Source organism: Chitinophaga sp. SVR4-12A (assembly GCF_056754765.1).
Map to the genome: position 1 here is coordinate 858,940 of NZ_JBPGWP010000002.1, position 26,734 is coordinate 885,673.

At 47.5% G+C, this 26,734-nt stretch carries 25 protein-coding genes; 9 read left to right on the top strand and 16 right to left on the bottom strand.

All coding sequences use genetic code 11. From position 1 onward, the window contains the following. Positions 1-76 precede the first annotated feature (76 nt). A complete protein-coding gene (locus tag ACR9Y8_RS29835; RefSeq protein WP_481216958.1) occupies positions 77-889 on the bottom strand; it encodes an SDR family oxidoreductase in 813 nt (270 codons plus the stop codon). A 33-nt stretch (positions 890-922) separates the two neighbouring features. Further along, positions 923-1,318 (bottom strand): GlcG/HbpS family heme-binding protein, encoded by a 396-nt coding sequence (locus tag ACR9Y8_RS29840; RefSeq protein WP_481216959.1) that lies wholly within the window; start codon positions 1,316-1,318, stop codon positions 923-925. 201 nt (positions 1,319-1,519) lie between these two features. On the opposite strand from ACR9Y8_RS29840, the gene ACR9Y8_RS29845 reads away from it, so the two are divergent. Further along, a complete protein-coding gene (locus tag ACR9Y8_RS29845; protein WP_481216960.1) occupies positions 1,520-2,494 on the top strand; it encodes a gliding motility protein GldB-related protein in 975 nt (324 codons plus the stop codon). Between the two features lie 8 nt (positions 2,495-2,502). Here ACR9Y8_RS29845 and ACR9Y8_RS29850 read toward each other — a convergent pair whose 3' ends face one another. Further along, positions 2,503-3,027 carry a DUF4142 domain-containing protein gene (locus ACR9Y8_RS29850; protein ID WP_481216961.1) on the bottom strand — a complete coding sequence of 175 codons (525 nt, stop codon included), beginning with the start codon at positions 3,025-3,027 and terminating at the stop codon, positions 2,503-2,505. 474 nt (positions 3,028-3,501) lie between these two features. Here ACR9Y8_RS29850 and ACR9Y8_RS29855 point away from each other — a divergent pair, with 474 nt between their 5' ends. After that, positions 3,502-4,293: a hypothetical protein gene (locus ACR9Y8_RS29855; protein WP_481216962.1), complete on the top strand. Its 792-nt coding sequence runs from the start codon at positions 3,502-3,504 to the stop codon at positions 4,291-4,293. Here ACR9Y8_RS29855 and ACR9Y8_RS29860 read toward each other — a convergent pair. The 3 genes from ACR9Y8_RS29860 to ACR9Y8_RS29870 are packed head-to-tail and all read right to left on the bottom strand — an operon-like array spanning position 4,290 to position 6,692. Then, entirely contained in the window at positions 4,290-5,483 is a 1,194-nt protein-coding gene (locus ACR9Y8_RS29860; protein WP_481216963.1) for an ATP-binding protein, read from the bottom strand. The genes ACR9Y8_RS29855 and ACR9Y8_RS29860 overlap by 4 nt on opposite strands. Beyond that, positions 5,483-6,289 carry an alpha/beta fold hydrolase gene (locus ACR9Y8_RS29865; protein ID WP_481216964.1) on the bottom strand — a complete coding sequence of 269 codons (807 nt, stop codon included), beginning with the start codon at positions 6,287-6,289 and terminating at the stop codon, positions 5,483-5,485. The genes ACR9Y8_RS29860 and ACR9Y8_RS29865 overlap by 1 nt, the downstream gene beginning before the upstream one ends. Positions 6,290-6,296: 7 nt before the next feature. Continuing rightward, a complete protein-coding gene (locus ACR9Y8_RS29870; protein WP_481216965.1) occupies positions 6,297-6,692 on the bottom strand; it encodes a response regulator in 396 nt (131 codons plus the stop codon). A gap of 182 nt (positions 6,693-6,874) precedes the next feature. Here ACR9Y8_RS29870 and ACR9Y8_RS29875 point away from each other — a divergent pair, with 182 nt between their 5' ends. Together ACR9Y8_RS29875 and ACR9Y8_RS29880 are read left to right on the top strand one after the other, a co-directional pair. After that, positions 6,875-7,456, top strand: coding sequence for an RNA polymerase sigma factor (locus ACR9Y8_RS29875; protein ID WP_481216966.1), 582 nt, complete (start codon positions 6,875-6,877; stop codon positions 7,454-7,456). Positions 7,457-7,474: 18 nt separating this feature from the next. Further along, entirely contained in the window at positions 7,475-8,848 is a 1,374-nt protein-coding gene (locus ACR9Y8_RS29880) for a hypothetical protein (protein ID WP_481216967.1), read from the top strand. Between the two features lie 32 nt (positions 8,849-8,880). Here ACR9Y8_RS29880 and ACR9Y8_RS29885 read toward each other — a convergent pair whose 3' ends face one another. From ACR9Y8_RS29885 to ACR9Y8_RS29910, 6 genes are all read right to left on the bottom strand, one after another. Continuing rightward, positions 8,881-9,363 (bottom strand): hypothetical protein, encoded by a 483-nt coding sequence (locus ACR9Y8_RS29885; RefSeq protein WP_481216968.1) that lies wholly within the window; start codon positions 9,361-9,363, stop codon positions 8,881-8,883. A 5-nt stretch (positions 9,364-9,368) separates the two neighbouring features. Then, positions 9,369-9,548: a hypothetical protein gene (locus ACR9Y8_RS29890; protein WP_481216969.1), complete on the bottom strand. Its 180-nt coding sequence runs from the start codon at positions 9,546-9,548 to the stop codon at positions 9,369-9,371. A 113-nt stretch (positions 9,549-9,661) separates the two neighbouring features. Next, complete coding sequence (locus ACR9Y8_RS29895; protein ID WP_481216970.1) at positions 9,662-11,242, bottom strand: MFS transporter; 1,581 nt, start codon at positions 11,240-11,242, stop codon at positions 9,662-9,664. 5 nt (positions 11,243-11,247) lie between these two features. Then, complete coding sequence (locus tag ACR9Y8_RS29900) at positions 11,248-12,264, bottom strand: HlyD family secretion protein (protein WP_481216971.1); 1,017 nt, start codon at positions 12,262-12,264, stop codon at positions 11,248-11,250. 44 nt (positions 12,265-12,308) lie between these two features. Next, positions 12,309-13,658 carry a TolC family protein gene (locus ACR9Y8_RS29905; protein WP_481216972.1) on the bottom strand — a complete coding sequence of 450 codons (1,350 nt, stop codon included), beginning with the start codon at positions 13,656-13,658 and terminating at the stop codon, positions 12,309-12,311. A 14-nt stretch (positions 13,659-13,672) separates the two neighbouring features. Further along, a complete protein-coding gene (locus ACR9Y8_RS29910; RefSeq protein WP_481216973.1) occupies positions 13,673-14,551 on the bottom strand; it encodes a helix-turn-helix domain-containing protein in 879 nt (292 codons plus the stop codon). 151 nt (positions 14,552-14,702) lie between these two features. On the opposite strand from ACR9Y8_RS29910, the gene ACR9Y8_RS29915 reads away from it, so the two are divergent. From ACR9Y8_RS29915 to ACR9Y8_RS29925, 3 genes are all read left to right on the top strand, one after another. Then, a complete protein-coding gene (locus tag ACR9Y8_RS29915; protein ID WP_481216974.1) occupies positions 14,703-15,485 on the top strand; it encodes a hypothetical protein in 783 nt (260 codons plus the stop codon). A 143-nt stretch (positions 15,486-15,628) separates the two neighbouring features. Beyond that, positions 15,629-16,459, top strand: a complete 831-nt coding sequence (locus tag ACR9Y8_RS29920; protein WP_481216975.1) for a hypothetical protein — start codon at positions 15,629-15,631, stop codon at positions 16,457-16,459. Positions 16,460-16,635: 176 nt separating this feature from the next. After that, complete coding sequence (locus tag ACR9Y8_RS29925) at positions 16,636-17,643, top strand: helix-turn-helix domain-containing protein (RefSeq protein WP_481216976.1); 1,008 nt, start codon at positions 16,636-16,638, stop codon at positions 17,641-17,643. A 203-nt stretch (positions 17,644-17,846) separates the two neighbouring features. Here ACR9Y8_RS29925 and ACR9Y8_RS29930 read toward each other — a convergent pair whose 3' ends face one another. The 3 genes from ACR9Y8_RS29930 to ACR9Y8_RS29940 form a co-directional block, all read right to left on the bottom strand. Continuing rightward, complete coding sequence (locus ACR9Y8_RS29930) at positions 17,847-18,272, bottom strand: VOC family protein (protein WP_481216977.1); 426 nt, start codon at positions 18,270-18,272, stop codon at positions 17,847-17,849. Positions 18,273-18,352: 80 nt separating this feature from the next. Beyond that, the gene (locus tag ACR9Y8_RS29935; RefSeq protein ID WP_481216978.1) at positions 18,353-19,129 is read right to left on the bottom strand and encodes a helix-turn-helix domain-containing protein; all 777 of its coding nucleotides are present in this window, start codon (positions 19,127-19,129) and stop codon (positions 18,353-18,355) included. A 22-nt stretch (positions 19,130-19,151) separates the two neighbouring features. Continuing rightward, positions 19,152-20,228, bottom strand: coding sequence for an SEL1-like repeat protein (locus ACR9Y8_RS29940; RefSeq protein ID WP_481216979.1), 1,077 nt, complete (start codon positions 20,226-20,228; stop codon positions 19,152-19,154). A gap of 354 nt (positions 20,229-20,582) precedes the next feature. Here ACR9Y8_RS29940 and ACR9Y8_RS29945 point away from each other — a divergent pair, with 354 nt between their 5' ends. After that, positions 20,583-23,690, top strand: a complete 3,108-nt coding sequence (locus ACR9Y8_RS29945; protein WP_481216980.1) for a non-ribosomal peptide synthetase family protein — start codon at positions 20,583-20,585, stop codon at positions 23,688-23,690. A gap of 51 nt (positions 23,691-23,741) precedes the next feature. On the opposite strand, the gene ACR9Y8_RS29950 is transcribed toward ACR9Y8_RS29945, so the two are convergent. Continuing rightward, entirely contained in the window at positions 23,742-24,338 is a 597-nt protein-coding gene (locus ACR9Y8_RS29950; protein ID WP_481216981.1) for a hypothetical protein, read from the bottom strand. Between the two features lie 645 nt (positions 24,339-24,983). Here ACR9Y8_RS29950 and ACR9Y8_RS29955 point away from each other — a divergent pair. Next, complete coding sequence (locus ACR9Y8_RS29955; RefSeq protein ID WP_481216982.1) at positions 24,984-26,702, top strand: alpha-keto acid decarboxylase family protein; 1,719 nt, start codon at positions 24,984-24,986, stop codon at positions 26,700-26,702. The last annotated feature ends 32 nt before the right edge of the window (positions 26,703-26,734 follow it).

Sequence of the window (26,734 nt, forward strand, 5' to 3'; positions counted from 1 at the left end):
GATTCCCCTCCACCAGCTGTGCTGACTTTGGGGAACCGGTCTCCTATAAAAACATAAGCAGGCGCTCCTTTAGGGATCAGATCTCTACGTCCCAGGCTTTTTGCTGGTGCTCTTTCAACATATCTTCCACGAATTTGGGCACAACGTTGCGGAATTTTCCTTTGTCTGAAGGCACGATCCTGATCATGGCTTCGATCATTTCTTCGGGATCTAATCTGCCCTGGGGTGTTCCCAGCAGGGAATCAAAAACGGCACGCATTTCTGCTCTCTTGGTAAAGTGTACATTGTCATCCAGCCAACGGAAGGGGTTATCGGCCATCGTTTCATTATAACCGGTAAGATAAGCGCCGGGATTGATGGTCTGTACCTGGATATTATACTTCTTAAGCTCAGACGATAATGCTTCTGCTACCGCTTCCAGCGCGTGCTTAGTGGATACGTAGATGCCATATCCGTCCGGGGTGAATAAGCCGCCCATGGAAGAAGTGAAGACCACCTTGCCTTTTCTTTTTTCTTTGATCCACCTGGCCACAAACTGTTGGGTAATAGCGAGCGGCGCGAAAACATTGGTTTCAAAGTTCCTTCTCACCAGGTCTACCGGGATTTCAAAAACAGGGCCGGCTTCGCCGATGCCTGCATTGCTGAAGAAAACATCTATATCCCATTTCAGCGCATTGGCAACATCGTAATGATCGAGAATGTCCAGCTTTTCCACCCGCAGATTTTTTTCGAGCCCAAGTTCTGCCACTTTTTTGCGCAATGCTGTTACCTGCGGGGAGATCTGCACACCGGCGATCACATCATGTCCCAGCTTTGCCAGGCCGATAGCGCTTCCTTCTCCAAAACCAGAGCCGGCTCCTGTAATAAGGATTCGTTTTTTGTCTGTCATAATTGTATTGTTTTATTTTTATAAATGGATGTTTTACCCGATAACGCTTCCTGCTTTGGCTATTTTTGCATCCTGCGGAACTGCGCCGCCTGATACGCCGATGTAACCGATAATTGTTGTTCCTTGCATGATAGGCATTGCGCCGGGGAACGCTACCAGGCCCCCGTTCGTGTTCTCCAGGCCATAGGCTGCCGCTGCGGGTTTGAGGAATTCGCCCACTGCTTCGGAGCTGGTCCGGAAAAGCATCGCCGTTTTGGCTTTTTGCATGGCAATGTCGATAGAGCCAAGAAAGGCATCATCCATGCGGATGAATGATTTTAAATAACCCGCCGTGTCCAGCACGACAATATTGACAGGAGTCCCAATCTTTCCGGCTTCGGCTTTGGCCTGCTCAATAGCTGATTGAGCCTGTTCAAGAGATATTCCCATAACAGAATGTTTTATTCGTTTTAATTCAGGTTAGCACGCCGGCGCTGTTGATGATGTAAAGATTGGGCGGAAATGTGTTTTCCATTTAGCCGTATGTTCCAATTTTTTTGCCTGTAAGCGTCAGGTTAACAATAATGATTACTATGGTCTTTGTAGTTAGGGTAAAAATCCGTTAATTACAAGCGTTCAAATCTTTATCAATTGAGACGCGTTCGCACGTATATCCTGCATCTTTTTATCATAGCAGCTTGTTGCCTTGCAGGTCCCTTTACCCTTTTCGGCCAAAGCGCAGGCAATGTCTTCACCTCCGATATTGACAATTTCTGGATCGCATATGACAGTATGCAAACAACGCAGGACAAAAACCGGCAGGTCCAGCTGATGCAGTCTTTATATGTAGATAAAGGCACAGCCGGTCTCAGATCCTTTATGCAGCTAAGGAATTTTGACGCGCAAAAGCTGGTGTTGAGCATTCAGCAATACCCCAGATTCTGGAGCTCCATCCGGTCAAATACCTTGAAAGTGCCTCCCGTAGTCCCGGAGATCGAAAAGTACGTGGCCGCATTCAAAGTGCTTTATCCTGAAATGAGGAAGGCCAGCATTTACTTTACAATCACGCCTGCAAAGGCAGCCGGTGTAGCGATAGACTCAACGGCGTTGATCGGCACCGAGATCGCTATGGGCAACCGGTATACGGATGTGTCAGAGTTCCCGGACAAAAGACTGGCAAACTTTTTTAAGCCAAGAGAAACAAATAATATTGTACCGGTAGCCATTCACGAGTACGTACATACGCAGCAAAGTGCAGAAGGTAAAGTATTGCTGGGGCAATGCATCTATGAAGGCTCCTGCGATTTTATCACTGAACTGGTGCTTGGAGCGCCATTAACGCATTCTTATCTCACATATGGCAAAAAGCACCATAAACAGTTAAAGAAAGCGTTCAAAAAGGAGCTGTTTACAGAAGATTTTTCCAACTGGTTGTATAATGGCAGCAAGACAACCACGATGGGAGATCTCGGCTATTATATGGGATATGCTATCTGCAGTTCCTACTATCACCATTCAAAAGATAAAAAACAGGCGATCAAGGCAATTATTACCCTGAATTATGCCGACCTTTCAGCAGTAAAAGCATTCCTGTTGGAATCTAAGTACTACAAAGGCGCGCTGTAGCAATTTGCTCAATGCGTTTGTTTTGATGCAGCTGCAAGCGCCTGTACATGGTCCAGATGCATTCTCAGTCTGGGCAAGGTCTTTGTCGCATATGCTTTCAGGTCAGGATGTTCACCCTGCGCTACTTCGTTTTCGAATAGCGCGATGGCTGTTTGGTGATCTTTTATCTGGGATTGTATATAAGCGTCATCAAATTCCTTTCCCTTCATATTTTGCAGCTGTTGGGCGAGCAATTTGTGCTCGGCGTCAATTTCTTTGGGGAGTGAGTCCCTAAGCGCTGTCCGTACAATGGAATCCAATTCGTTCAGCGCGATGGTATGATCGTTGACCATCATTGTGCCGAAGCGTTTTACCACATCAGTGCTGCCCTGGGTGGCAGCAAGCTGCCCTGCCTGGATCTCGGCCATGTTGCTTTGGGCGGCTTTGAGGACGAAGTCTTTATCGGTTTTTGACTGTGCGGTGCTGCTGACAGGCCATAGCCATAACAAGGACAGCCCGGCAATAGTCAAAGCGATGGTTGAGGCTGGTTTCATAATTTTATTTTTTTAATATTTTCGCTCAAAGGCCGTTCCATACAAAATATCAGAGAGAGTGTGCTTTTGCTGTGCTACACATGTTGATGTGGTATATACACAGGATGACGTTTTACGGGCTACACTAGCCTGCCGTTAAGTCATAGCGCCAGTAGTTTTAAAACCGTCTGTTCCGCCCCGGAATTTGTTTGTTTACCTTTTTAAGGTGCTGTTAGTCAGCTATTTACCTGCATTTATCTTTACTAATCCACTGCCTCTCCCGTAGTAATTCGGCTGAAAGCCTTATGGGTTGCAGCTTTGACGCAGGATATCTGCCCTATATAAGCGAGTTGTCTGCGAGTTATAAGCGAGATAAAAGCCCCTCTTATAGATGGCTAATATCCTCCTTATATCTTGCATGGTTCCTGGAAAAAAAGTTATGAGTTTATTGAACCTTTATAAGGTTCAGCTTGTTATTCCCCTAAAATTTATCTTATGGCAACCCTTGAAGAAGGTTTTGAGTTTACCGGCAGCCTTGGAAAATTCTCGGCTTACAGAATGAAAGGCTCCGACAAGATTATTATCCGAAAGAAAGGAGGGCCCACCAAACGGCAGATATTGAGGTCCAAAAATTTTGAGCGTCTCCGGGAGAATATGAAGGAATTTGAGGGAGTAGGAAAGGCTGTTAGTGCTGTCAGGTCCTCGCTGACGAATGTCAGGCACCTGGCCGGGTATAATTTTAGCTCCGACCTGACCACCGTTTTTAAAAGTATCCAGCTGCTGGACCCCCATAGTGATAAGGGAGAACGCAATATTTTCCTGTCGCAGCACCGTTACATGCTGGCGGGTTTCAGGCTGCATATAAAGCAGCCGTTCCTGAATATTGTAACCGGTCCGGTGGGCTGTGCCTTTAACCGCGAAACGAAAGGCGCCCTTATACAGCTTCCGGGCCTTGTAAAAGGTATTAACCTGCACCTTCCCTGGAAGCAGCCTTTATACCGCTTTTCTATGGCCCTGGGGCTGGTGCCTGATATTACCTATGAAAACGGCATTTATAACGTTCATGGCGACGAATGGGCTAATACTGGCCTGGATACGGAATGGCACATAGCAGACCAGCCTTTTCAAACGCGGACCTATGAGTTAAAACTGGATATTCCCGGCGCTCTCAAAGATACGCATACCCTGGTATTTGCTATTGGTATTGAAATGGGCATCCCTACTCCTTATGGGAATATAGAGCCGGTGCAATACGCGGGTTCTGCTTGTATTTTAACGGCAGGCTAAGGCTGTTGCAAGGGTAAGATGATGGAAAGGGTGGCGCCTTCGTTCTGCCTGCCATTGATGGTAATATAACCATCATGGTTATCTGCAATTTGCCTGCATAAGGCCAGGCCTATGCCTTTGCCTTCTGTTGCCAGGTGCAGCCGTTTAAAGAGCTCAAATACCTGTTCTTTGTACATGGGATCGAAACCGCTGCCTTTGTCTGCGATATCTATTTTCAGGAAATCCCCGTACCGGTACTTATCAGCCACCATTGTAAAACGGTTTTTCTGAATGATGGCGCTTTTGACGGAAATAAAGGCTTTTTCTCCTTCTTTGCGGAATTTGACACTATTTGACAGGACGTGATAGAACAGCAGCTCCAGTTGTTTGCGGTCGGCCATCAAAGGGGGCATGGCATCAACAGAAAGGGCTATTAATGCAGGATCAAATTCCTTTAATACTTTTTCAAGGGCAGCGCTAAGCGCTTCACAGGGGCTCAGGATGGTGAATACTGGTTTGGCTTCCTGTAGCCACATGTACTGTTGCAGGCCTGAAACAACCGAGCGGAGGCGCTCATTTGCGCGTAACAGTTTTTCCATGTTGCCGTAGAAACGGGGATCTGCGTCCTGGAGCGGCGTGTCTTTCAGCATGCCCGCAAAAACTGAAATTTTTCTAAGCGGCTCCTGCAGCTCATGGGTGATCACCCGGTTAAACTGATGCAGCCAGGCGTTCATTTTACTTACGGCGGCCAGCTGTTCGTCCAGCTCTTCCGCGTGTTGCTGTAGTTTCAGCTGCATGGCCTGCAGCACGACATTTTCCTGCAAAGCACGTTCTGCCTCTTTGCGTGCAGCCACCAGCTCATCTTCAAACTTTTTCCTGTTATGTACCGTAATAAAAGCACACGCGTAAGCGTCTTGAGCTGCTTCCTCCTGTTTCTGTGCATTCAATAATACCGGCAGCGCTGTTTTCTCTTTTGTAAGCAAAGTAAGGAAGATCTCTTCTGCATGGCCCTGTATTTTCAGCAAAGGAAAAAAATGGGTCTGGTAAAAAATGCGCCCCGGCAGGTTGAGTATGTTTTCGAACTTCTGGCCCAGCAGCTCTTCCCTGCTATAGTTGAGCAGGGAGCAAACAGTATTGTTCACTTCCTGTAAGCGTCCGTCACTGCTAAAGGTAAGATATCCGCAGGGGGCAATATCCAGGTAATTGCTCATTACTGTTTTTGCTGCAGGTAGTTTTTGATTAAAGTGATCGTTTCTTCGGGTTCGCTCATATGCGGACAATGCCCGGTAGCTTTCATCACCTGTAATGTACTGCCGCGAAGCTGCTGCTGCAGAAAATTACCCACTTCCAGCGGTGCTATAATGTCTTCGGAACACTGGAGGATCAGGGAGGGCACCTGCAGTTTGGGAAGATCTTTCCTGTTATCTGAAAAGAATGTGGTTTTTGCAAACTGGTTGGCGATCACCGGGTCTGTGCTGCAAAAGCTTTCGGTGAGTTCCTCCCCCAGTTCGGGCTTGTCTTTACGTCCCATAATGGCCGGCGCCAGAAAATTGGCCCAGCCAATGTAGTTCCGCTCCATTGTCTCTATAAGGCCTTCGATATCTTTGCGCTCAAAGCCGCCCACATAGCCGTCTTCATTTATATAGCAGGGTGAGGGGCCTACCATAATCATGTCACTGAAATATTCCGGCTGCTCGATGGCGGCCAGCATTCCTATCATGCTGCTTACGGAGTGGCCTACGAAGATTGCATCCCTTAATTGCAGGGCTTCGCATATTTCAAGGATATCCAGCGCATACCCCTGCAGGGAAGCATATCTTTCCGGGTTATAGCTGGCAATATCTGATTTTCCTGCGCCTACATAGTCGAAGAGAATGATGCGGTAGTCCTGTTCAAAGGCCGGTGTGATAAACCGCCACATATGCTGGTCGCAGCCAAAACCGTGTGCAAAGATCATTGCCTGCGTTCCCTGTCCGAAAGACCGTACATTATTGCGTTGTATAATATCCTTTTTCATAATCGTTTTATATACACGTATTACTGATAAATCTTTCTACGATCTGGTGCAGATTCCTGCTGTCAAATGGTTTTACCACCATGTTGACCCCTTTATTCTTAAAGAATAGCCGGTCGTTAGGGTTCTCGCTGGAGGTAAAGACCACCACATTCAGGCGTGATAAATTCTCGTCCGCTTTCATCCGTTCGAGTGTCTGCTTTCCGTCCATATACGGCATATTAATATCGAGCACAACAAGGCAGGGCAGCTCCTGCCGGGCGCTTTCCAGGTAATTTAAGGCTTCTACGCCATTCTTTGCTTCCACGACATTTAATCCCGGAGCCAGGTATTTTATTGCTTCTGAAAGAAAATGACGGTCATCTTCATCATCATCAACGCACAATACAGTTTTAGAGCTAGTCATATTCACATGAAAGGATGATTTATAAAAAGTTGGCAGGAATCCGCAAATTGTATGCAAATCTATGAAGATAAGCCTTAATCCTGACAATCTAACTCCTTGTTGTCAGCATAAGATTTAAAATAGGAAAAAAATCTTTAGGTTTACCCAACCTTTTGCTGCCGTAGCTGCATCTGTTATACTTATTGCGAATCGAATCATTGCACATACCCGGGCATGCTGATGATCCCAGTCATGAAAGCGAGCTTCCGGCCCTCTTGGAAGGCTGCCGGAGGAATGACCGTGCCTCCCAGGAAAAGCTGTACCGGCGCTATGCAGGCACTATGATGGACACGATCCGACGCTATACCAGCGACCGGGATACGGCTTTACATATCCTGAACAACGGGTTCCTGAAAGCTTTTCAGCATATCGCACAATATGCTTACCAGGGCAGCTTTGAGGGTTGGCTGCGCAAAATTATCACGAACGCCGTGGCAGAGCATTTCCGGGGCAAACGGCCCAACCCGCAGGTAGTCATCACGGCGGAACTGCCGGAACACATCACAAAATACGAGGGGCACCAGCCCCTGGAATATAAAGACCTGCTGGCGCTGCTCCAGCGCTTGCCGCCGGCTACCCGGATGGTCATCAATCTTTTCCTGGTAGAAGGATATACACATAAAGAGATCGCTGCCATGACAGGCATCAGCGTGGGCACATCCAAATGGCATGTGGCCGAAGGTAAAAAGCTGTTGCAGCAGATGCTGCCTAACGGAACTTTTTAAATATGCAATCTTAAGCAGATGAATGAAAAGCGCGGAAATATCGACACCTGGCTGAAATCAGCCGCCCAGCAACCCGGCCCCGGTTTAGACCCGAGGGACGAGGACGAAGGCTGGGCCGGATTGTCTGCTATGCTGGACGAGGATCAAAAACGCCCCGGTATTATAGCCGGCGGCGCAAGCTCCGTGTTTGGCCTGCGCTCTAAGCGCTGGTTGCTCTTTAGTGCTGCTGCCCTGATCCTGTCCCTGACGCTGCTGATGTCTTACCTCTACCGCGCAAAAAATTCAACAGATCTTACCCGGTCCTCATCCAATAATGCCCTTACAACTGCCACACCTGGTAAAACAAACGATACCGCCCGCGGTAATAGCGGCGATGGTATTACTCAGCAAGCGCCAACGCCGCCCTCCGGGATCACCCGGTATGAGGAACCCGCGGAACAGGTGGCAGGCGCGGTTGTTGGTGATGGAATAGGGTTACCGCCTTCGCGGGAAACTGCACGGGAAGCACTGGCGCAGCAGCAACAACCAGTGCTGCAGCAAGCGGCTGCGCCGCAACAGCGCAGGCTTACGGTACAAGATGAGCCGGATCATGTGGCAAGTACAAAGGCAAATGGACTATCCCTGCAAACATTGCCATTGCCGCAGCCCTATGGGCTTAGCTTGTCTAAAGCAGCAGGGCTTAATTTACCTGCGGCGCCTTCGCCGGGTTTCCTTGCTGCTAGTGCGCGCTGGGCTATCCAGGCTGGATTTATAGCAGCCGATGATGAAGGCCTCGGCGGGCGGATATCTTTCATGTACCGCTTACCCGTCAAAAAACATTTCTACCTGGAGCCTTATATAGGGGCCGGCTACATGGGGAATTACGATAAAACGCTCCGCCACATTGGTGTGCAGCCTGTGGTGAACGGCAGCAGTGGCATAAACAGAACAGACACCATATGGACCACTTACCGCGTTAAAAGTGTGCTGAGCGCCGATGCAGGTATCCGTATCGGCTACACGCTGCATCAATTCTCATTCGGTACAGGTATACGTTATCATCATATCCTGCATTCAACAGGAGATAGTTCTTCCGTCAAAAAATGGGGCGGAGCGCCATCCGCTAATATGATGAGCCAGCATTTTTCTAAAGCAGCTGCCCCGGGGAAGCATAGTTTTTACTGGGAACTGGAAGCTGCTTATCAATGGCGCTTTGGATTAACGACAGGGATCAGTTATCAGCTGCTGATGCATGAAAGCGCTGCACCGGCCTGGCAGCCTCGGGTATATGATCCCAGCAGCTCCAATTCAACAACGACCCCGGGAATTAATAATAATCCTGTTATAAAAAACAGTCTGCAGGATAAAGGAAGGATGGAAGTATATTTGCGTATGCCGTTGAGGAGGAAGTAGTAATTGTCCGGTTGAAATATATGTAGTTGGAGTTAATTCTTTTCTTCTCTGATTTTGCGAATTTTTTCTAATTCAATAACGTCAATCTGGTCTTTAGGCCGATTTACTACTTTTTTATTCTCGATGAGATGATTAATATGCAGGAAAGGAATAGTAACGTCTTCTAAGGTAGCGACCGAAGCCATTTTTAAACATTCATCGAAGGACAGCCGCTCCAGCCCTTTCATTTGGCCGAGAATATCCAATTCTATTCCTCCACCAATAGTAATGGTAGAGAAGCCAGGTATAAATTGCATTGTTTCCAGGGGGGCGAGATCGCCATATCCTAATTGCAAAAAAGCCGCTCTCAGCTTTTTTCTATTTTCCATTGTGTCTTCTAACCAAATATCAAGATCATCCGTGCTTCTATTGAAACCATGGAAACGGGTCGCAAATCCACCAACCATAATATATCTTACCCCGTTCTCATTTAGGATTCGCCAAAACCTGATCAGTTCTTCATCTAAAAGATCCATTCCTTTTATTTATGGGTAACTTTTGCCTTCTTAAATAATGCATTTACCCGCAGCATTTGGGTAAAAAGGTGCAGTTTTTCAATATCCGGACGATAAATATCGCGCAGGAGCTTTTCCTGCTCGTCGAAAGCAGACATTTTCGATGTGGACGCTGGCTGTTGAGTCGTTTGCTTGTTAGTTGACATTTACCAATTTTTGTATGGTTAATGTTATCAAAATGTATCATCAAAGATACAAAAACCGTACAAAAGTATGCAAAAGCATACATAATTGATTGTCTGCCAGGTAGAAACTCACCTCATGTATTGGCCCTCGCTGCCTTTACTTTATTGACACCTGCAAAAACTACCAATACCAGGAAAGTAATCGCCATTAACACCGCTCCTAACAGAAAAATAGCCCTGATCGTTAGTAACTGGCTTTGAACACCGGTAGATTTCGCTATCAGCATATTGGAAATACCTGCCGCTGCGCCAGGGGCGGCTCCCTTTGCCACCAGCAGATTTTTGTAGACCTCCGTTCGTTGCAAAAGGAGCTCATTCTCCGGGATCAGCTTAGCCAGGAAACCTTCTTTGAATTGCTGGTTATAATGTAACTGCAAGGTATAGAAACCCGCGATGGAGTTGAGCACGGCCAGGAAACGGGCATAGGCGCAGATGATGATCCCGGTCATTCCTGTGCTGGGCGGAAGTTGCACCAGGCAAAAGACAGTAATCGGAACAAATAACAATCCGCAGCCCAAGCCCTGCAAAAATATGGGGATACGCAACTCCCTGAGCGACAAATCAGGCGTAAGGCGCTGGTATACCCATACATGATAAAAGAACATCACCGCAAATCCTGCTAATAGTAAAACAGGCAGGTTTTGCTTTTTTGCCAGGATCACTTTTACCGCGATAAAGGTAGCGATGATTACCCCTGCTACGTTAAACAGCCCGGCATTCGCTATATCTGAAACGCTCCAGCCAAGTACACCGGCCGAATAGCCGTAGACCAGGTTAATGCTGTCCCTCATCCCATAGAAGAGCAACATCAGCAAGAGCCCGAAGATAAATTTGCTGTATTTAAAAACACTCAGATGGATCAGGGGCCTCTTCAGTGTTGTCTGCCTGAAGAGAAAAAGCGCTACCAGCACAACAGCCGCAATGGATGTATAGAGGATAACAGGGTCATTCATCCAATAGCGTTTAGGCCCGTATATCATGACGAAAGCTGCTCCCGATGATGCGAACATAAATAACACCGCACCAGCCCAATCCACCTGGTACAGCGGATAAGGCTTCCTGTCAGGTACCGGCTTAAAGATCAGCATACAGAGCAGCATTCCCAGGAGCTGTAAACCAATCAACCCGTAATACACCGCCGTCCAGTCTGTTCTTAATACTACCCAGGATGCACCCAGGCCAACGATCGTACCAGCAGTAAGGATCAGTGAAAAGAACAGCGAGGTGCCGACCAGCATCTTTTTTGCTTCAGGCAGTGTGGAGAAAATAAGAATAAGCATGCAGCCCACCACTATACAGGTAATAACGCCAGCCAGGAAGCGCAGCACAGAAAATATAAGGAGGTCATGCACGAAGAGGCATCCTATGTTCAGCAGGATCCCTGTTAAAAATGCTATCAGCAGGTAAGTCCGCGTATTAAAATATCTCAGAAGCCTGAACTGTACGGGCAGGGTCGTGATGATACCTGCATAGGTGATCTGTAAAGCAAAAGAAATATCTTCCGGCTGTGCGCCGTAAAAGGAAATAACATGCGCCTGGATCAGCCCGAAGGACGCGAACTGCGCGATTGCTGTAAATAATATCAATACCAGCGCAATCCGGGCCAAACCTGGACGCCGGCTTAGCCGCCTGTTAAAATAAATCATCTGCGCCATATCGTTTATTTAGCTGCTTTTTTTACCCTCACTGTTACGTTCATACCCGCTTTGAGCGCTTCCACATCCGGGTCAGTAAATACTACTTTGACGGGCACACGTTGAATGATCTTCACAAAATTACCGGTTGCGTTATCGGCTGGCAACAAGGAGAATTTTGAACCGGTGGATGCAGCTATCGCCTCAATTTTTCCCTGGAATATTTTACCAGGGACCGCATCTGCCTCAATGCTAACCGGCTGCCCTACATACATGCCGTATACCTGTGTTTCTTTAAAATTGGCGATCACCCATTTATCAGCAGTGTTCACTACAGATACCAGTGGCTGTCCGGCCTGAACCTGCTGACCTTCCAGGATGGTTTTTCTGCCTGTATAGCCACTGTAGGGAGAAGTGATGATCGTATAGCTGAGGTTCAGCTTTGCCAGGTCCAGCAAGGCCTCGGCGCGCTTGCGGAAGGCAAACAGTGAATTGTACTTAGCCTGCAGCTCACGCACTTTGCTGTCGCCGGTTTTTAAGCTATTGATGGCAGCGTTGTAATCGTTTTTAGAAACGTCATACCTTGTTTGTACCTGTTCGAAATCAGATAAGGTCACTGCTTCATCCTGCAACAGGTTTTTGAATCTCTTCACATCCTGTTCCTGTTGCCAGAGCCTCGCCCTGGCGGCATTGATCTGATCTTTATTCACCAGCGTGGAGGTTTGGGCCGATGCGATAGCGGCGGATAGTATTTCCAGCTGCCCTTTGGCATCTTCCAGCATGGATTCTGCTTCTTTTACTTTCTGGATATATTCCCTGTTGTCGAGAATAACCAGGGTGTCTCCCTGTTTGATCCGCTGGTGCTCTTCAAAAAGCACATTCCTGATAAAGCCACTGGCCCGGGCAGAAACAGGATTGATAAAAGCCTCTACCTGTGCGTCATTGGTATCTTCGTAATTACCTGCGTAGACAAGATACCAGGTAAAATAAAAGAGCCCGGCCGCTATGACTGATACTGCGATCCATTTAATAAGCTTGTTCATGAAGCCCGTTTTTATATTTTTATTCGTTTTCATGTTATGTTCCTTTACAATTTACCTGTAACGAAAAGTAGACGGTAATAGATGGTCAGGGCGGCGATATTAGCCTGTATGTAATTCACCCTGGATTCCTGGTACAGGTTATCGGCTTCCAGGAGATCGGTTAAAAGGGTGAGCTGATTGGCATACTTGGTATTTTGTATGTTATAGTTGGTTTCCGCCTGTCCGATAGATTTTTTAGTAACCGCTATCCGGTTCAGGGCTTCATTGTATTTGATGGTCAATGCGGCGGCTTCCTGCTGCACATTATCGCTGATCCAGTCCTTTTGCTGTTTCAGCCTGGTTGCTCTCAGCATGGATGCTCTGACCTTGTTCTTATTCTGGTATAAGGATGAGATGTCATAAGTGAGCCGCAGCCCTGCCGTGCCTACAGCAAAGGTTTGTGGTTTGGGTGGAAATACCAGGGTATTGGGATAGTTGAAGCCATAACCGCCGAACAAGGTTACGGAAGGAAGCTGGAAGGACCTGCTGAGCTTTGTGCGGTTTTCCTGTAATTCAATATTCTTCTGCAGCTTTAAAATCACATAGGCGCCTGAAAGGTCTGCTGAGAGCTTTTCCAGCTCCAGGCTGTCGGGCCGTAGCAGGGAGGCGGTGTCTACCGGGATGATCTTTGTGGATGGATCCAGGTTTAACAGCGTGTTTAATTGCTGGTTGCTGATGCGGTAGTCATTGTCATTGGCGGCTTCGCTTAGCAACACGTTAGACAGGGAAACATCCGCCCTCAGTACATCGCTTTTGGTTACTTTGCCATTGGCATAAAAGGCGTTGATATTTTTAGCGCGTAAACGGGCTCTTGTTACCTGGTCTTTTATGAGACGGCTTTGGAAATAAAGCCGGACCATATTGAGGTATTGCAAAGTCACCTGCAGTGCGATATTGGATGCCTGTTCCCGGGTATCCAGGGCGGCCAGCTCACTTTTATGTTTCATGTCGGTGATCACGGATCGTTGCCTGCCGCCTGCATACAGGTTGAAAGCTGCTTCCAATCCCAAAGCGCCTGCATTGGGATCAGGTGGTTTGGGGATTTGGTGCGGATCACCCAGCACACCATCATAGAGGGTTATTTTGGTATAACGTTGGTAGGATGCAGTACTTAACACGCGGGGCAAAGTTCCGGTTCTTGCATCGGCCAGGTCTGACTGGGCGGCATCTTCTTCTGTTTTCAGCGCGGCCACTGCCTTGTTAGCCGTTTTTGCTTGCCGGATAGCCGCTTCCAGGCTGAGAGGAAGGTTACTGCTATCCGCGGTCTGGGCTTTAAGCCGGCAGACCGATGCTATGAAAAATAAAAAGAGGATCCATTTGGGAATGTTGGTACATCCCATTAGATGAAGTTTCATGTCCTGTCAGGATTTTATGCTTTAAGTGATTTGAAGTTCATTCTGAACCGTCCCGGTGGAGTACCCGCCAGTTTGGTAAAGATCCGGTTGAAGTATTTGGGGTCGTCGTATCCCAGGCGATCCGAGATCTCCTTTATGCTGAGGTCTGAATAACAGAGTAGTCTTTGGCTTTCCCGCAGCATTTCCTGCTGGATAAAATAAGACGCTGTAAAACCGGTCACCGCTTTTACCGTATCATTCAGGTAACTGATGGAATAGCGCATTTTAGCCGCATATTCACTAGGCTTTCTCAGGTCGGGGAAATGCTGCCTGACCAGCCGTTTGAATTCCTTGGTAAGCTCGATGCTTCTTTGGGACTGGTGCCCTGATACAAATTGCATATTTGCCTGGAACGCGGATGCTATTTTATAGATGCAGGGTGCAGCAAATGCATTCACCGCTGGTTTATGGAGGCTACCCAAGGATTCATCATTATAGGTTTGCAGCAGCAGTTCAAAGTACTGGGTAAACCAACGGACATCCGGCGGCGATAGCGGCAGGACCGGTCCCTTAAACAGGGAGTCTTCTATCATCAGCCTGGCGTGTTCATCCACCAGCTTATTATCCAGGAATAATATCCAGCCATCCACCTGGTTATCAAACTTAACTGCCCGCTGGATTTGTCCGGGGAAGAGAAAAACAATCCGTCCCGGACTAACGGGCACCTTTTTAAAATCAACTAATAGTTCGGCGTTGCCTGCCGTTAGCATGATACATATAAAATGGTCGTTGCGATGCAGCCTGCTAATGTCGTCGAAGAGCGAGGAAACAAAGGCTTCGTTCATTTTTTCGATACGAACCCCGGAGATATTTTCCTTTAGTTGCCATATAGGAATATTGACGTTCATCTTCATCTTCCATCATTTTAACACGGCACAAAATTACGGCATCTGTACGTTGGAAAATCCCACTTTTCACGCCATTTGGTGGACAAAAGGCATAAATTTCCCCCTTACCCAACCTTTTGGCCGCTGTTTGCATCTAATAAGGGTAAAAGCGATCAGCATGAATAAGACACTTATATTTTCTACTGTTATCTCAGCAGTGCTGGTGATAGCGACTGCCTGTAAAAAAGAAAAAGAAAAAAAGCCCGATCGGCCCTCCGAATTAATCGGCATCCTGTTTGACAACGAAGCATTACATGCCTCAGATACAGTGGTAAAAAGAGGCCAGGCCTTAACAGCGGTTCTTACAGACCCCAACTGGACAGGGGAGTGGGCGGTAGAGCCGAATGATGCGGTAAAAGTTTTCGCCCAGGGCCCCTGGGCTGAAATCCTCTTTACGCAGCCAGGCCTGTATACTGTTCGCGCCAAAACAAAGGACAATGGTCCTGTATATACAGACACTGTACGGGTAATAGACAGCCCTTATGTGCAGCCGGTTTTCCAGGCGCCTTCCAGCCTGGCAGCAGATGATATTATTACGCTGGAACCGCTGGCCTTTAAAGATGATGTGCTGGTATTTCATGCCCGCGGCAAAAAAAGCTATTCCTGCTGGCCCTTGTTGGTGTATCAGAACAATACCACGTCTACAGCGGTCAGTATTGACTTCCTGGGCACGCCCAACATGGCGGCTGTCAATTGTACGCCTGGCCCTTATCCTGCGCCGCACAGCTTCGTGTATACAAGAGGGTTTGCCAATGGTACGCATGCTGTCACCATCCGGGTAGGGCAGCCGCTGACGGCTTACACAGGCACGCTTACGGTAACGGATGATAAGTATACTTTTAACTGGCCGGATAATATACCGGTGGTGATCACTCCTAAGGAGATAAGCAGGGTAAAATGATAAAATAGTTTCGGGGGCTGATCTATTGTAAAAATATTTCATATATTTGCGCCGGAATCATGCGGATGTTTAACCTTTTAATTCATAATAACCCAATAACGTCACTCATTCTTAACATTTAAACCGGAATTACAACGAGTCCTATGAGAAAACTGTTCTTAAGTGCAACGGCACTTGTGGTATTGTTTGCTGCCTGCAGCAAAGACGATGATAACAATAACAATCCTATTGATCCTACCAATGGCCAGGTAACTCCCAAGCTCCACCAGAGCACGGTTTCCGCTTTAGATAGCCTGGCATCTGTATACGATGCAGACTATAAGCTGGTAAAGCAGGTGAGATTTGATGGGAAAGGCGTTTATACGGGAACCGATTCATTCGTGTATGAAAACAACAAAATCGCAAAGCTGATCAGCATCGATAAAACAGGTGCGCAGCAACTGCGGATGGCGCTCGCCTACAATAACGCTGGTAAGCTGGAGAAGGTAAACTGGTATTTTTCCCCCGGAGGCAGTGTAAGCGGTTATGATAGTATCGCTTATAACGCAGATAGCCGCCCGGCTGGTTTGTATGCAAAGGACCCGAATGGGCAGCAGAGAAGCAAAACGTTATACACCTGGGACAGCAAGGGAAATCTTGCCAGGGAAACGCGTGTTTCCTATGTAAATAACATAGAAACAAAGGATAGCAGCTTCATTGATTATACCTATGACGACAAAGTGAACTTTGGCGCTAAGCAAGGGGAAATTTTTCTGACAGAGCCGGAGGATATTGGTTTCGCATTCTCTGCCAACAATGTGCTGCAATATGTCAGCCGGGGCAACACCTCTGACAGAAAGATGGTAGTAACGCAGGAATACACTTACGACAACGACGGATACGCCAGTACAAGAAAAGATCATTATAAGTCCTATACAGGAGACCAGGTAACGTCCACCATTGAGGACGCCTGGTGGTTCCATTATACCAGGTAGCAGATGATCTGCTATAAGCATCTCAGGTGTTGTCGCTAAAGTCGGCAATACCTGAGATATAACCCCCTCTTTCTTACCTGACAGCCGCTGCTGTAAAAAACCGCAACGCCGGTTTTTCTTTTTTCCATGAATAAGATTTATTTTTAACAGAGGATCTGAACGCCAAAAAGTTATTTATGGGCATGATCGTTTGTGACGAATATGGGCTGGAAGCTGCACACTGGATGGAGCTGGGCCAGCATGTCAGCAGGGAGCTGCTGATGCAGCCGATGGTAACGGAGCGCCGCGAGAAGCTGAGTTTTCCTTTCGGGGATGCGGAGCTGGTGCAGATCATATTGCCGGATATCCTGATCGTTTACGGCGACCTGGTGCTGCGGAAACAGCGGATCCGGATGCGCGGCGTTGACCTGCCAGACACCATAGAACTACATTTTTCCCTGGCAGGTTACAGCAGCATACACAACGAGGCCAGTGGCCGCACTTATGTCTTCACTCCCCATCATCAGAATATGAGCTATGTCCCTGAATTTGACGGCATCGCTGATTTTAATCACGTGGGGAAACGGGGGTATAAATTCTTCGAAGTACATATCACTACCAGTCATTTCCTGGAGCTGGCAAAAAACAGCTGTGAGGTGTTATGCCGTTTTGCAGACCAGGTGGCGGCCAGGCGGCCAGCTGATCTGGCGCCCGCCAGCCTGCCCACTACGATGGCCATGCAGGCATGCGTGAACGATATTATGAATTGCCAGGTACAGGGCGGACTGAAGCTGCTTTTTCTGCAGGCCAAGTGCCTGGAATTGCTGGCCTTACAGGCACAGTCGGTTGAGCAGGCGCAGCAAGCGCCACAGCGGCTGGTGCTGAAATCGGAGTATGAAAAGGATTGTATCCGGCAGGCCCGTGATTACCTGCTGCAGCATATGGAGCAGCCGCCGTCGTTGACGGAGCTGTCTAAGATAGTAGGGTTGAACACCTTTAAGCTGAAGAACGGGTTTAAAGAAGTATTCAATAATACCGTATACGGCTATCTGAATGATGTGAAATTGATGCAGGCCAGGGAAAAGCTGCTGACAGGGGAGCCTATCAAGGAGATCGCCACACAGCTCGGGTATGGATCTGTGCAGCATTTCAGCAAGGCGTATAGTAAAAAGTTTGGGATGCCACCCGGGCAAAGCAGGAGGTAAGTTGCGAGGGCTTCATTCCCCTCATTGCAAGGAGCGAAGGAGGTAACACCATTCGCGTCATTGCGAGGACCGTCGGGCTTTGTGCGCAGCCGGGCCGAAGCAATCTTTTAGTTAATCTTTCGCAGAGATTACGTTAAAAGATTGCTTCGTCGCCCCGCCCACCTGGCTACGCTGCTCCTCGCAATGACGGAGGAGGAAGACCCTTATGCGTTCTCCAGTGCTTTAATATCGAACTTCTTCATTTTCATAAAAACCTCCATTACCTGTTGTGCTTTGTCAGGGTTGGAAAGCAGTTTCGGTAAAATAGTAGGCACTACCTGCCAGGATACGCCGAATTTGTCTTTCAGCCAGCCGCAATTGCTTTCGCTGCCGCCATCGGCTGTCAGCTTTTCCCAGTAGTAGTCAATTTCTTCCTGGGTTTCGCAGTCTATTACAAAAGAAACTGCTTCATTGAACTTGAACTGCGGGCCTGCATTCAGACCGATAAACTTTTTGCCATCAAGCTCAAATTCCACCACCATTTGGTTGTCTGCCTTGATCTTTGAGTTCCTGAAAATTGAACAGTAGAACTTTGCTGCTGCCTGGGCCTGACCGTCAAACCAGAGACAGGGATAGATGTTGTTTGCCATATTGATGTGTTTTTGTGTTTGTTTGATGGTTCAAAATTACTCAGGGGTGGGAGGGAAAAATAGAACAAAAGTGACAAAATTCATTTTGCGGCCGGTTTGAGGTGGGCGAGGTACTCTTTAGGGGTGATGGTGGTAAATTCCTTAAAAGCACGGATAAAATGGCTCTGGTCCGAATAACCGTTGCTGAGTGAAAGATCTGTAAGATTTTTGAACTGCAGCTTTCTCAGCTGCTGGAAAGCGGTGTCGAACTGGCTGATCCGCCTGTACTGGGTAGGAATAATGCCGATATTCTTCTCAAACATCCGCTGGAAGGTACGGCTGGTCATATGAAGGTCCTGCTGTACTTCCACCAGGTTCTTTTTGGCAGGTGCGCTGGCGATCTTCTCTACCGCATATTTGATGATCTGTATATCGGTTTTGATCTTGGTGGTGAGGCTGAAGATATAATTATCCAGTAGGGTGATCATTTCGCTGGTAGAGGCTGCGTTCAGCAATTGCTCCTGGAGGTTGGCCCTGATAGCCGGCGACAAAAGGTTCAGATCAACCGGGCTGTCCGTCAGCTCCTGGGCCGACACACCAAATAATGAGTTGAGAGTATATGGCTTGAAGAAATAGGCGATCAGGGTAAAATCGTCCCTGATAGTGAGCGTCGCTGGGAATACCGTTTGCCCGAAGAGCGTCAGGTTGTTGGTCGCATTGCCGATCTGTCCTTTTGCCGTCTGGAAAAGCAATGTAGGCTTACCATTGGCAAACAGAGGCATCACAAAGGAGGTGCTTACCCGGTAGTCTTCAATAACGAGTATTTCCTGAACATAGTCAGCAATTTTCAAAGCGGGCGGAAGATACGCTACATTCATCGACCGTTAATATACATTATTATTATCTTTTTGAACTTTCATAATATCTGTAAGCGCTTGCAACCTGTTCCCATCTGTTATTTTCAAGGGTATAAAAACCGAATTCCAGTTGAGTGTAATTAGTCCGATACCTTTTTTGGTCCAGATACAATGCTATTGTCCCACTGCGAATAAAAATAGGTTTTGAAAAGGTGTAAACTATTGAACACATATTCTTCGCTTTTTCTGCTGGAAGATGTTCGGTCTTGTTAAAAGTTGCCTGAATCTCATTTTGCTCTAAACAGCTTGAATAAGGAAACATATTAGGTTTCCATCTATGGCTTTTTAACAGTTCAAGTTCTTTTATCAAATGATTTTGTTCGTCCTTAGTTATATTAAATTTTTGAAATGACAGGGTTTGTTTAATGGCATTTATCGTCGAGTCAATTATACTTATTTCTACCTGGGCAGTATAATACATTGTATCGCATTCAAATCCCTCAAACTTCCATCTGTAAACCCAATCAGAATAAGGGTCTTTCATTAGGTTATACTTATTTTCGGGAATACTGGCCCTGTCAGAATTTTCATTGCCCGGTTTAGCCTGTTTATTGAGCTCCTGAAATGTTTCAATACTAATTTTATCAAATTTCAATTTTTTTTCCTCGAGTATTTTTTTAGCGTCATTCAGCTCTGCTTCATTCAGATATTGCCTGATCAGAAACCTGGTAGTTGTAGCGTTGAAAGCAGGATCATAAGCTCCGGCTATTTCCGCCCAAACCAATGCCTGAATTTTGAATTTTTCATTTTCTATTCCTTTTTGAAAGTAGTAAATAGAAAGAAGCCCCATCGATTTTGGGTTATACTTTTCAGCAGAACTAATGAGGTAACGTTCAGCTAAAGATTCGTTTTTCAGGTTTAGTTGGGGACTGAGATAACAAAAGCCGATTGCAAATTCAGCCATTGAATCGCCTGCGTCAGCGAATGGTTTCAGGAGGTTAAACGCTTTTACGTAATCTTTAGCGTCAAAAGCTTTTAAACCTTTTTCGTAATTCTTGTCTTGTCCAAATGAAAGGAGTGAAGTAGATAGGAATAAGAACGTTAGAAGGTATAGGCGCATCTGCAGGTGTTTAAATTGTGGATAAGAATGTTATGTGCAACAGCATTCGCAATATACGCAATAAATTATAACGTATAATAATATAATATAATAAAAGCCGGGACAGCAGTTTTAATAACGAAGTTTTTTTTTTCACTGCGATCACATTTCAACAGACAAAGCTAATTTGCCGGCTGATCGGAATTTAGTCATAGTAAGGACCTCCACGTTGTAAATTCAATGCGTACCCAGGTCGTGTGTTTTTTAGAGTAACCATCACATTCCACTGTCGGGCACTTATTAACTGTACATCGTCTAAGAATCGGCACATTCTTATGTAACCCTTTTTTTAACTCTCAAAATGACACCTATCTTATGGAGCACATCACCCATCATTACTGGCAGGGGCAACAGGAAGATACCGTTGCAACCATTAGTGAACAGCAATCAAACGAATTATTGGAGCATGCAACCTGGGAAAATTACAACTCCCACGAAACACTGGTTTCCGCATTTGTCAAACAAGCAGGCGACACACCGCATAACATAGCGGTGTCTTTTAAGGACCATTCCCTCACGTACGCGGAATTGGATGAAAAGAGCAACCAGCTGGCGCATTATCTTTTGGCGCAGGGCGTAACAAGCGGCAGTTATGTGCCTGTATACCTGGAACGCTCAACAGAATGGGTCATTGCCGTACTGGGCATTCTTAAGACAGGCGCCGCCTACATTCCGGTAGATGCCATCTATCCGGGCAAGAGAGTGGCCTTCATCCTGGAAGAAGTGGCAGCACCGGTGATCATCACCCAGTTATCGCTCGGCTCAAGGCTTTTCCAGGTGCACAACACGGCGGTGGTTTACCTGGATAAGCTTTCTATCCTGCAGGACCAACCCACTACCGCGCCTGGCAGGATGCCTGCGCCAACAGATCTGGCGTACATTATCTACACTTCAGGCTCTACCGGGCAGCCCAAAGGAGTGATGATCACTCATCTGTCCATTCAGCACCTAATCGCCTGGCACAAGGAAAAGTATGCAGTTAACAGTGGCAGCAGGCTTTCCCTCGTAGCGGGCCTTGCGTTCGACATCTCCGTATGGGAATGCTGGTCGGCTCTTTTATCCGGGGGAACCCTGTTTATCGCCGATAACGAGGAAAGAACACATGCGGGGCTGCTGATGGAATTTTATAGGAAAAACCAGCTTACACACGCATTCGGCCCGGCTGTGCTGATCCCCGAACTGATCGCCCTCAGCCGCGAGACACCCGGACTGGCGCTCCAGTACCTGTTTTCCGGCGGTGAGCAACTGAAGCCTGTGCTTACCAAGGGGCTTCCGTATCAGCTGATCGATTATTATGGCCCTACGGAATATACCGTGTTTGCTACCCATCATCACGTGGTGGATGTTGAGGGGCAGTATTATCCCACCATCGGCAAGCCCATTGCCAATACGCGCGCATTTATACTGGACCGCAACCTGCAGCTGTTGGCTCCCGGCGCCGTTGGCGAGTTATGCATCAGTGGCGTCGGCATCGCGCAAGGTTATTTTAAGAACCCTGTGCTCACCGATAGCAAGTTTGTGCCGCATCCTTTCCTGCCCGGCCAGCGACTTTACCGCACCGGTGATCTGGCCCGCCGTCTGCCTGATGGCAATATCCAGTTCCTGGGACGTATCGATAACCAGGTAAAGATCCGTGGCTTTCGCGTGGAGCTGGGAGAAATAGAAGCTGCCTTACTGCAGGCGCCGCATGTAAAACGTGCAGCCGTGATAGCGGTAGATAACAACCGGCAGCAAAAACAGCTGGTGGCCTTCATTGTGCAGGACCATCCCAATGAACAGCAGGGCATCGCCCTTGCCCGGCAACAGCTCAGGCAAGACCTGCCCGGGTATATGGTACCTGCCCGCTTTATCGTTGCCGGCGATCTGCCCGTCAATGCCAACGGTAAAACAGACAGGGCCGCGCTGATGGCGCTCGCTGCCCAGACAGCCCGCGACTACCAGGAACCAGTTGAGCCCTTCAATGAAACAGAACGTATCGTTGCAGCAATATGGTCTGAGATCCTTGAAAGACCATTTATTCATCACAGTGATAATTTCTTTGATATCGGCGGCGACTCGCTCCTGGTGGCCACTGTAATTACAAAGCTTAAAGACTGCTTCCAGGTCAAGATGTACCTGCGCGACCTGTATCAATATCCCGAATTACAGGCATTGGCAGCCATGATCGACAACCGGGTCAAAACCGGCGAAAAAGGTATGCCGGAAGAAGATATGGAACCTTATGTGTCGCTCCAGCAGGATGCCTACCTCTTACCCGGCGTACAATATGATCAACCCTTTGATGCTGCTGTGCTGGAGCGTCAGTCTGCCGTACTGCTTACCGGGGCTACCGGTTTCGTAGGCATTCACCTCTTGCAGGAGTTGTTGGCCAACACCAGCGCTACCGTGTATTGCCTTGTCAGGGCACGGGATGAGCACCATGCACTTGAAAAAATCCACCAGGCTTTTTCTACCTACCATATTGTTGTACCGGAAAACACCCGGCACCGCATTGTGCCTGTCACCGGCGATTTTGCACAACCTTTCCTGGGCCTTGCAGACGGCCCTTACGGGGAACTGGCCGCTAAAGTGGAAGTGATCTATCATTCCGGCAGCTCGGTAAATTTCATCGAGCCCTATTCTTTTATGAAAAAACCCAATGTGGACGGCCTGCGCGAGATCATTCGCTTTGCCGCCACCGGCAAAACCAAATGCCTGTCGCTCTTGTCTACCATCTCTGTGTATAGCTGGGGCCATGTCTTTACACACAAAACCATCATGAAAGAAACGGATGACATTGCCCAGAACCTGCTGGCGGTGAGCAAAGACATCGGCTATGTAAGAAGTAAGTGGGTAATGGAAGCAGTTGCCGACCTGGCTGCAGCAGCAGGGGTACCGGTTATTACGTTCCGCCTGGGATATGCCATGTGCCACAGCCAATCAGGCGCCAGCGCCCCTTACCAATGGTGGGCCAGCCTTGTGAAGAACTGTGTGCAGTATGCTTCTTATCCCAGCCTTCGTGAATTGCGCGAAGGGTTGATCACGGTGGATTACATGGTGAAAGCCATTGTACATATCACCAAAAAGCAGGATGCCATCGGGCAGAAATTCAACCTGATCTGCTCTCCGGATACCAACCTTACGCTCGAGCAGTTCTTTGAACGCCTGAAACAGCTCTATGGTTTCAACCTGCAGGCCCTGCCCTATAAAGATTGGCGCAAACAATGGGAAGATGATAGTAGTAACCGGCTTTATCCGCTGACCAGTCTTTTCAGGGATAATATGCATGAAGGCCTTTCTACTGTGGAGCTTTACCAGGATACCTATGTATGGCACCGTGATAACGTGGATAAGTTCATGCAGGGCTCCGGCATACCGGAACCGGTGTTTGACAAAGCGGTACTGGATAAATACCTTCAGTACCTGGGAATACCTTTTGAATAATTACAAAACAGGGTGTCTCAAAAGAAGAGGCACCCTGTTTGTTATGCGGTGTTATGTGTTGTGTTTCTTCTTCAGCCGCAGCACTCGTCCAAACTCGTTGCCTTGAGGGATAAGTTTTACGATCCTGTTTGCAGGAATTGAGTTTGTCAAAACGACCTGGTAATCTTCTAAGGCAAAAGTCATGAAACCAAGGTCATTTAATTTGTCTGTCAAAGCCTTTGGGGATTTGGCAATCTCTTCGTCTGCCAGCCTCAAATACAGTTCCATTCGTTTGTCATAGTCATAGATGCCGTTATCTAAGTTGGCTTGTTGTGCAAGCATTTCACCAAGCCGCCAAGTGACTGTTTCCCTAAATTCTGTTTTAAGCTGTTTTACGGTTGTGATTTCCTTTTTAAAGGTATCCCGGTTGGTGGCGCCAATCCAGTGTCCGAAGTAAGCAGGTAAATCTTGTTGTTTGATCCTGAACACAATACCGTTGTACTTCTTCTTTTGCCTGGCTCTACACTGATTAAAAAAATAAAGCCACCACCTGTCTAAGGCTTTGTGCCCGGTCAAAGGGAAGCAGTACAGTCCTTTTTTTGACTTTGTAATTCCGTCTTTTAGTATGTTTTTTGTCTTGTTGACTGGTGTCCAATGTACTGCTAACATAGATGTCCGGGATTACTTCTTTGTATTCATCTGCTCTTTCCAGTGCATGCCTATCCCCGTTAATCACCTTGTGTCTCTCCCAGGAAGGTAAGTCAGTTGTCAGATATTCGAAGTCAGCACTTATTTTTTCGATTCTGTCGGGAGGCACTTTTCCTATTCCATTGCAATATGCGCATTTTCCCGGCTTCCAGAATAATTCCTTTTTAAGCCGCTTAATATCTTCCAAGGTGTGACTTTACCTTTTCCTAAACATCTTGGACAGTCAACCATGTTGCTACGAAATATCCGGTTTATAAAGTTCATTGGCTAAAATAGAAGTGATTGGTATTTAGGATAATGTCGATTTAATGCGATCGTTGTTAGCTCGTAAATATACGCAATAAATCATAACATAATAATATAATGCGTTTTTGCTTAATAACGGAAATGTTGGCCTACTAATCTTATAAATCTTGCCCCTCTTCACTTTTATTTTTTCCAGGTGTTTAAAAAGCACTATCTTCATCCCAGTAGACAGAAGACCCTAGCTAGTCCGTATGAAAACGTAGAATGCAACCACAACAAATCCCCTGGATAATGATACCCTGTTTTCCATCTTAAAACGGTTACACCGCTGTATTCCCTCAATTCCATAAACCGAAAAAAATGCAAAAGCAATCTTTTACCGTTGCAGACTATTTGCTTACACGGTTAAAACAACTCAATGTCACGGAAGTCTTTCAAATCCCCGGCGATTATGTAAAGCACTTTACCCAGGCCCTGGAACATTTTGACGGCGTAACGGCGGTCGGCTGTATCAATGAGCTGGATGCCGGCTACGCGGCCGATGCCTATGGGCGTACAAGAGGATTAGGGGCAGTGTCCCTGCAATATGGGGTGAGCACTTTCATCGCCCTCAATGGCATTGGCGGCGCTTATGTGGAGCGCAGCCCCGTGGTGGTGATCAGCGCCACGCCCGGCGCAGATGCCCGTCGGATCACCAGGATGTACGATGTATTGTACCATCACTCAACCGGCAACATCGCCGCCGACCAGGAAGTGTATAAGCAGGTTACTGTTGCAGCGGAAACACTTAGTACTTCTGCCGGTGCTGCAGAGAAGATCGATAAGCTGCTGATTGCTGCTATCACGTACAAAAGACCGGTGTTCATTGAATGCTACAAAGAAGTATGGGGCGAACCTTGTTTGCCGCCACCCGACAAAGTATTGGAGCCGATGAAGTTTACCAGTGATCCGCTGGCACTGGCGAATGCGGTAGATCAGGCCTGGTCGCAGATCTCCACGGCACAGCACCCGCTGATCTTCGCAGGGGTGGAAATCCTGCGTCATGGCTTATCCGGTCTGCTGCAAGACCTTATTGACGCCAGCGGTTTCCTGTACACCACTACTTCCCTGGGTAAAACCGTGCTGGATGAAGGAGGCGATAAGTTTATCGGCACTTATTCTGATGCGGCTTCCATTGAAAGTGTGCGTAATATCGTAGCGCAGTCAGACTGTATCCTTACACTTGGTACGATCATCACCGATGATTACCTCTGGTTTGTTGAGAACAAGTATGCCAATATGGTGCTGGCCACTACAGAGCAGATCAGGGCAGGCTACTTTATCTACAAGGATGTAACCATGGAGGATTTTATGGACGCGCTGTTAACGCGCTTCAAAAGGGCGAACACCTATCCGCTGAGTGTAACGGCGCCTCCGCAGCCTAAGTTTCCCGAGCCCTGGCTGTCTAATTCAGATCCTTATTGGGATGCCAGTCCGCAAACCATTACCTACAACCGTTTCTTCCAACATTCCATGCAGTTCCTGCAAACGAATAAGCTGCTGGATCAGATTGTCATGACCTTGGGCATCAGCTCCGCTATGTATGTAGCCACGAATGCCTATGGTTTAGCTCAAAACAGTTTCCTTGCCTCTGCAGCCTGGCAGATCATCGGTTATGAAACCGGGGCTGCATCAGGCGCACAGCTGGGCAGTGGCAAACGTGCCTGGACGGTGGCCGGTGATGGCGGCTTCATGATGGTATGCCAGTCGCTCTCTACCCTGGCCAGGAACAATATTAATGCGGTGATCTTTGTGATGAGCAATGCCGTGTATGCCATTGAACAGGTGTATGTAGATATCACCTCTTTCCAGCCTGGCCCGGAACATCAATTCGATACCTTCGATATCCTGCCCAAATGGGATTACCTGGCCCTTGCCCAGGCTTTTGGCGCAGCAGGTTTCCGCGTTACCACCATTGACGAGCTGAATGCTGCATTGCCCCAGATATGGGCCCTCACCAATCAACCTGCGCTCGTGGAAGTAGTGATCCCTGAAAAGGACCTTCCCCGTCAGATGTACCGTCTCGGTACGGAAAGCTAAATCACTTATTAACATCATCACCCTCAAAACAC

Coding starts and splice junctions, on each gene's coding strand:
- ACR9Y8_RS29835 (WP_481216958.1), bottom strand. CDS start 889: ATGACAGACAAAAAACGAATCCTTATTACAGGAGCCGGCTCTGGTTTT.
- ACR9Y8_RS29840 (WP_481216959.1), bottom strand. CDS start 1,318: ATGGGAATATCTCTTGAACAGGCTCAATCAGCTATTGAGCAGGCCAAA.
- ACR9Y8_RS29850 (WP_481216961.1), bottom strand. CDS start 3,027: ATGAAACCAGCCTCAACCATCGCTTTGACTATTGCCGGGCTGTCCTTG.
- ACR9Y8_RS29855 (WP_481216962.1), top strand. CDS start 3,502: ATGGCAACCCTTGAAGAAGGTTTTGAGTTTACCGGCAGCCTTGGAAAA.
- ACR9Y8_RS29860 (WP_481216963.1), bottom strand. CDS start 5,483: ATGAGCAATTACCTGGATATTGCCCCCTGCGGATATCTTACCTTTAGC.
- ACR9Y8_RS29865 (WP_481216964.1), bottom strand. CDS start 6,289: ATGAAAAAGGATATTATACAACGCAATAATGTACGGTCTTTCGGACAG.
- ACR9Y8_RS29870 (WP_481216965.1), bottom strand. CDS start 6,692: ATGACTAGCTCTAAAACTGTATTGTGCGTTGATGATGATGAAGATGAC.
- ACR9Y8_RS29880 (WP_481216967.1), top strand. CDS start 7,475: ATGAATGAAAAGCGCGGAAATATCGACACCTGGCTGAAATCAGCCGCC.
- ACR9Y8_RS29885 (WP_481216968.1), bottom strand. CDS start 9,363: ATGGATCTTTTAGATGAAGAACTGATCAGGTTTTGGCGAATCCTAAAT.
- ACR9Y8_RS29890 (WP_481216969.1), bottom strand. CDS start 9,548: ATGTCAACTAACAAGCAAACGACTCAACAGCCAGCGTCCACATCGAAA.
- ACR9Y8_RS29895 (WP_481216970.1), bottom strand. CDS start 11,242: ATGGCGCAGATGATTTATTTTAACAGGCGGCTAAGCCGGCGTCCAGGT.
- ACR9Y8_RS29900 (WP_481216971.1), bottom strand. CDS start 12,264: ATGAACAAGCTTATTAAATGGATCGCAGTATCAGTCATAGCGGCCGGG.
- ACR9Y8_RS29905 (WP_481216972.1), bottom strand. CDS start 13,658: ATGAAACTTCATCTAATGGGATGTACCAACATTCCCAAATGGATCCTC.
- ACR9Y8_RS29910 (WP_481216973.1), bottom strand. CDS start 14,551: ATGAAGATGAACGTCAATATTCCTATATGGCAACTAAAGGAAAATATC.
- ACR9Y8_RS29915 (WP_481216974.1), top strand. CDS start 14,703: ATGAATAAGACACTTATATTTTCTACTGTTATCTCAGCAGTGCTGGTG.
- ACR9Y8_RS29920 (WP_481216975.1), top strand. CDS start 15,629: ATGAGAAAACTGTTCTTAAGTGCAACGGCACTTGTGGTATTGTTTGCT.
- ACR9Y8_RS29925 (WP_481216976.1), top strand. CDS start 16,636: ATGGGCATGATCGTTTGTGACGAATATGGGCTGGAAGCTGCACACTGG.
- ACR9Y8_RS29930 (WP_481216977.1), bottom strand. CDS start 18,272: ATGGCAAACAACATCTATCCCTGTCTCTGGTTTGACGGTCAGGCCCAG.
- ACR9Y8_RS29935 (WP_481216978.1), bottom strand. CDS start 19,129: ATGAATGTAGCGTATCTTCCGCCCGCTTTGAAAATTGCTGACTATGTT.
- ACR9Y8_RS29940 (WP_481216979.1), bottom strand. CDS start 20,228: ATGCGCCTATACCTTCTAACGTTCTTATTCCTATCTACTTCACTCCTT.
- ACR9Y8_RS29945 (WP_481216980.1), top strand. CDS start 20,583: ATGGAGCACATCACCCATCATTACTGGCAGGGGCAACAGGAAGATACC.
- ACR9Y8_RS29950 (WP_481216981.1), bottom strand. CDS start 24,338: ATGTTAGCAGTACATTGGACACCAGTCAACAAGACAAAAAACATACTA.
- ACR9Y8_RS29955 (WP_481216982.1), top strand. CDS start 24,984: ATGCAAAAGCAATCTTTTACCGTTGCAGACTATTTGCTTACACGGTTA.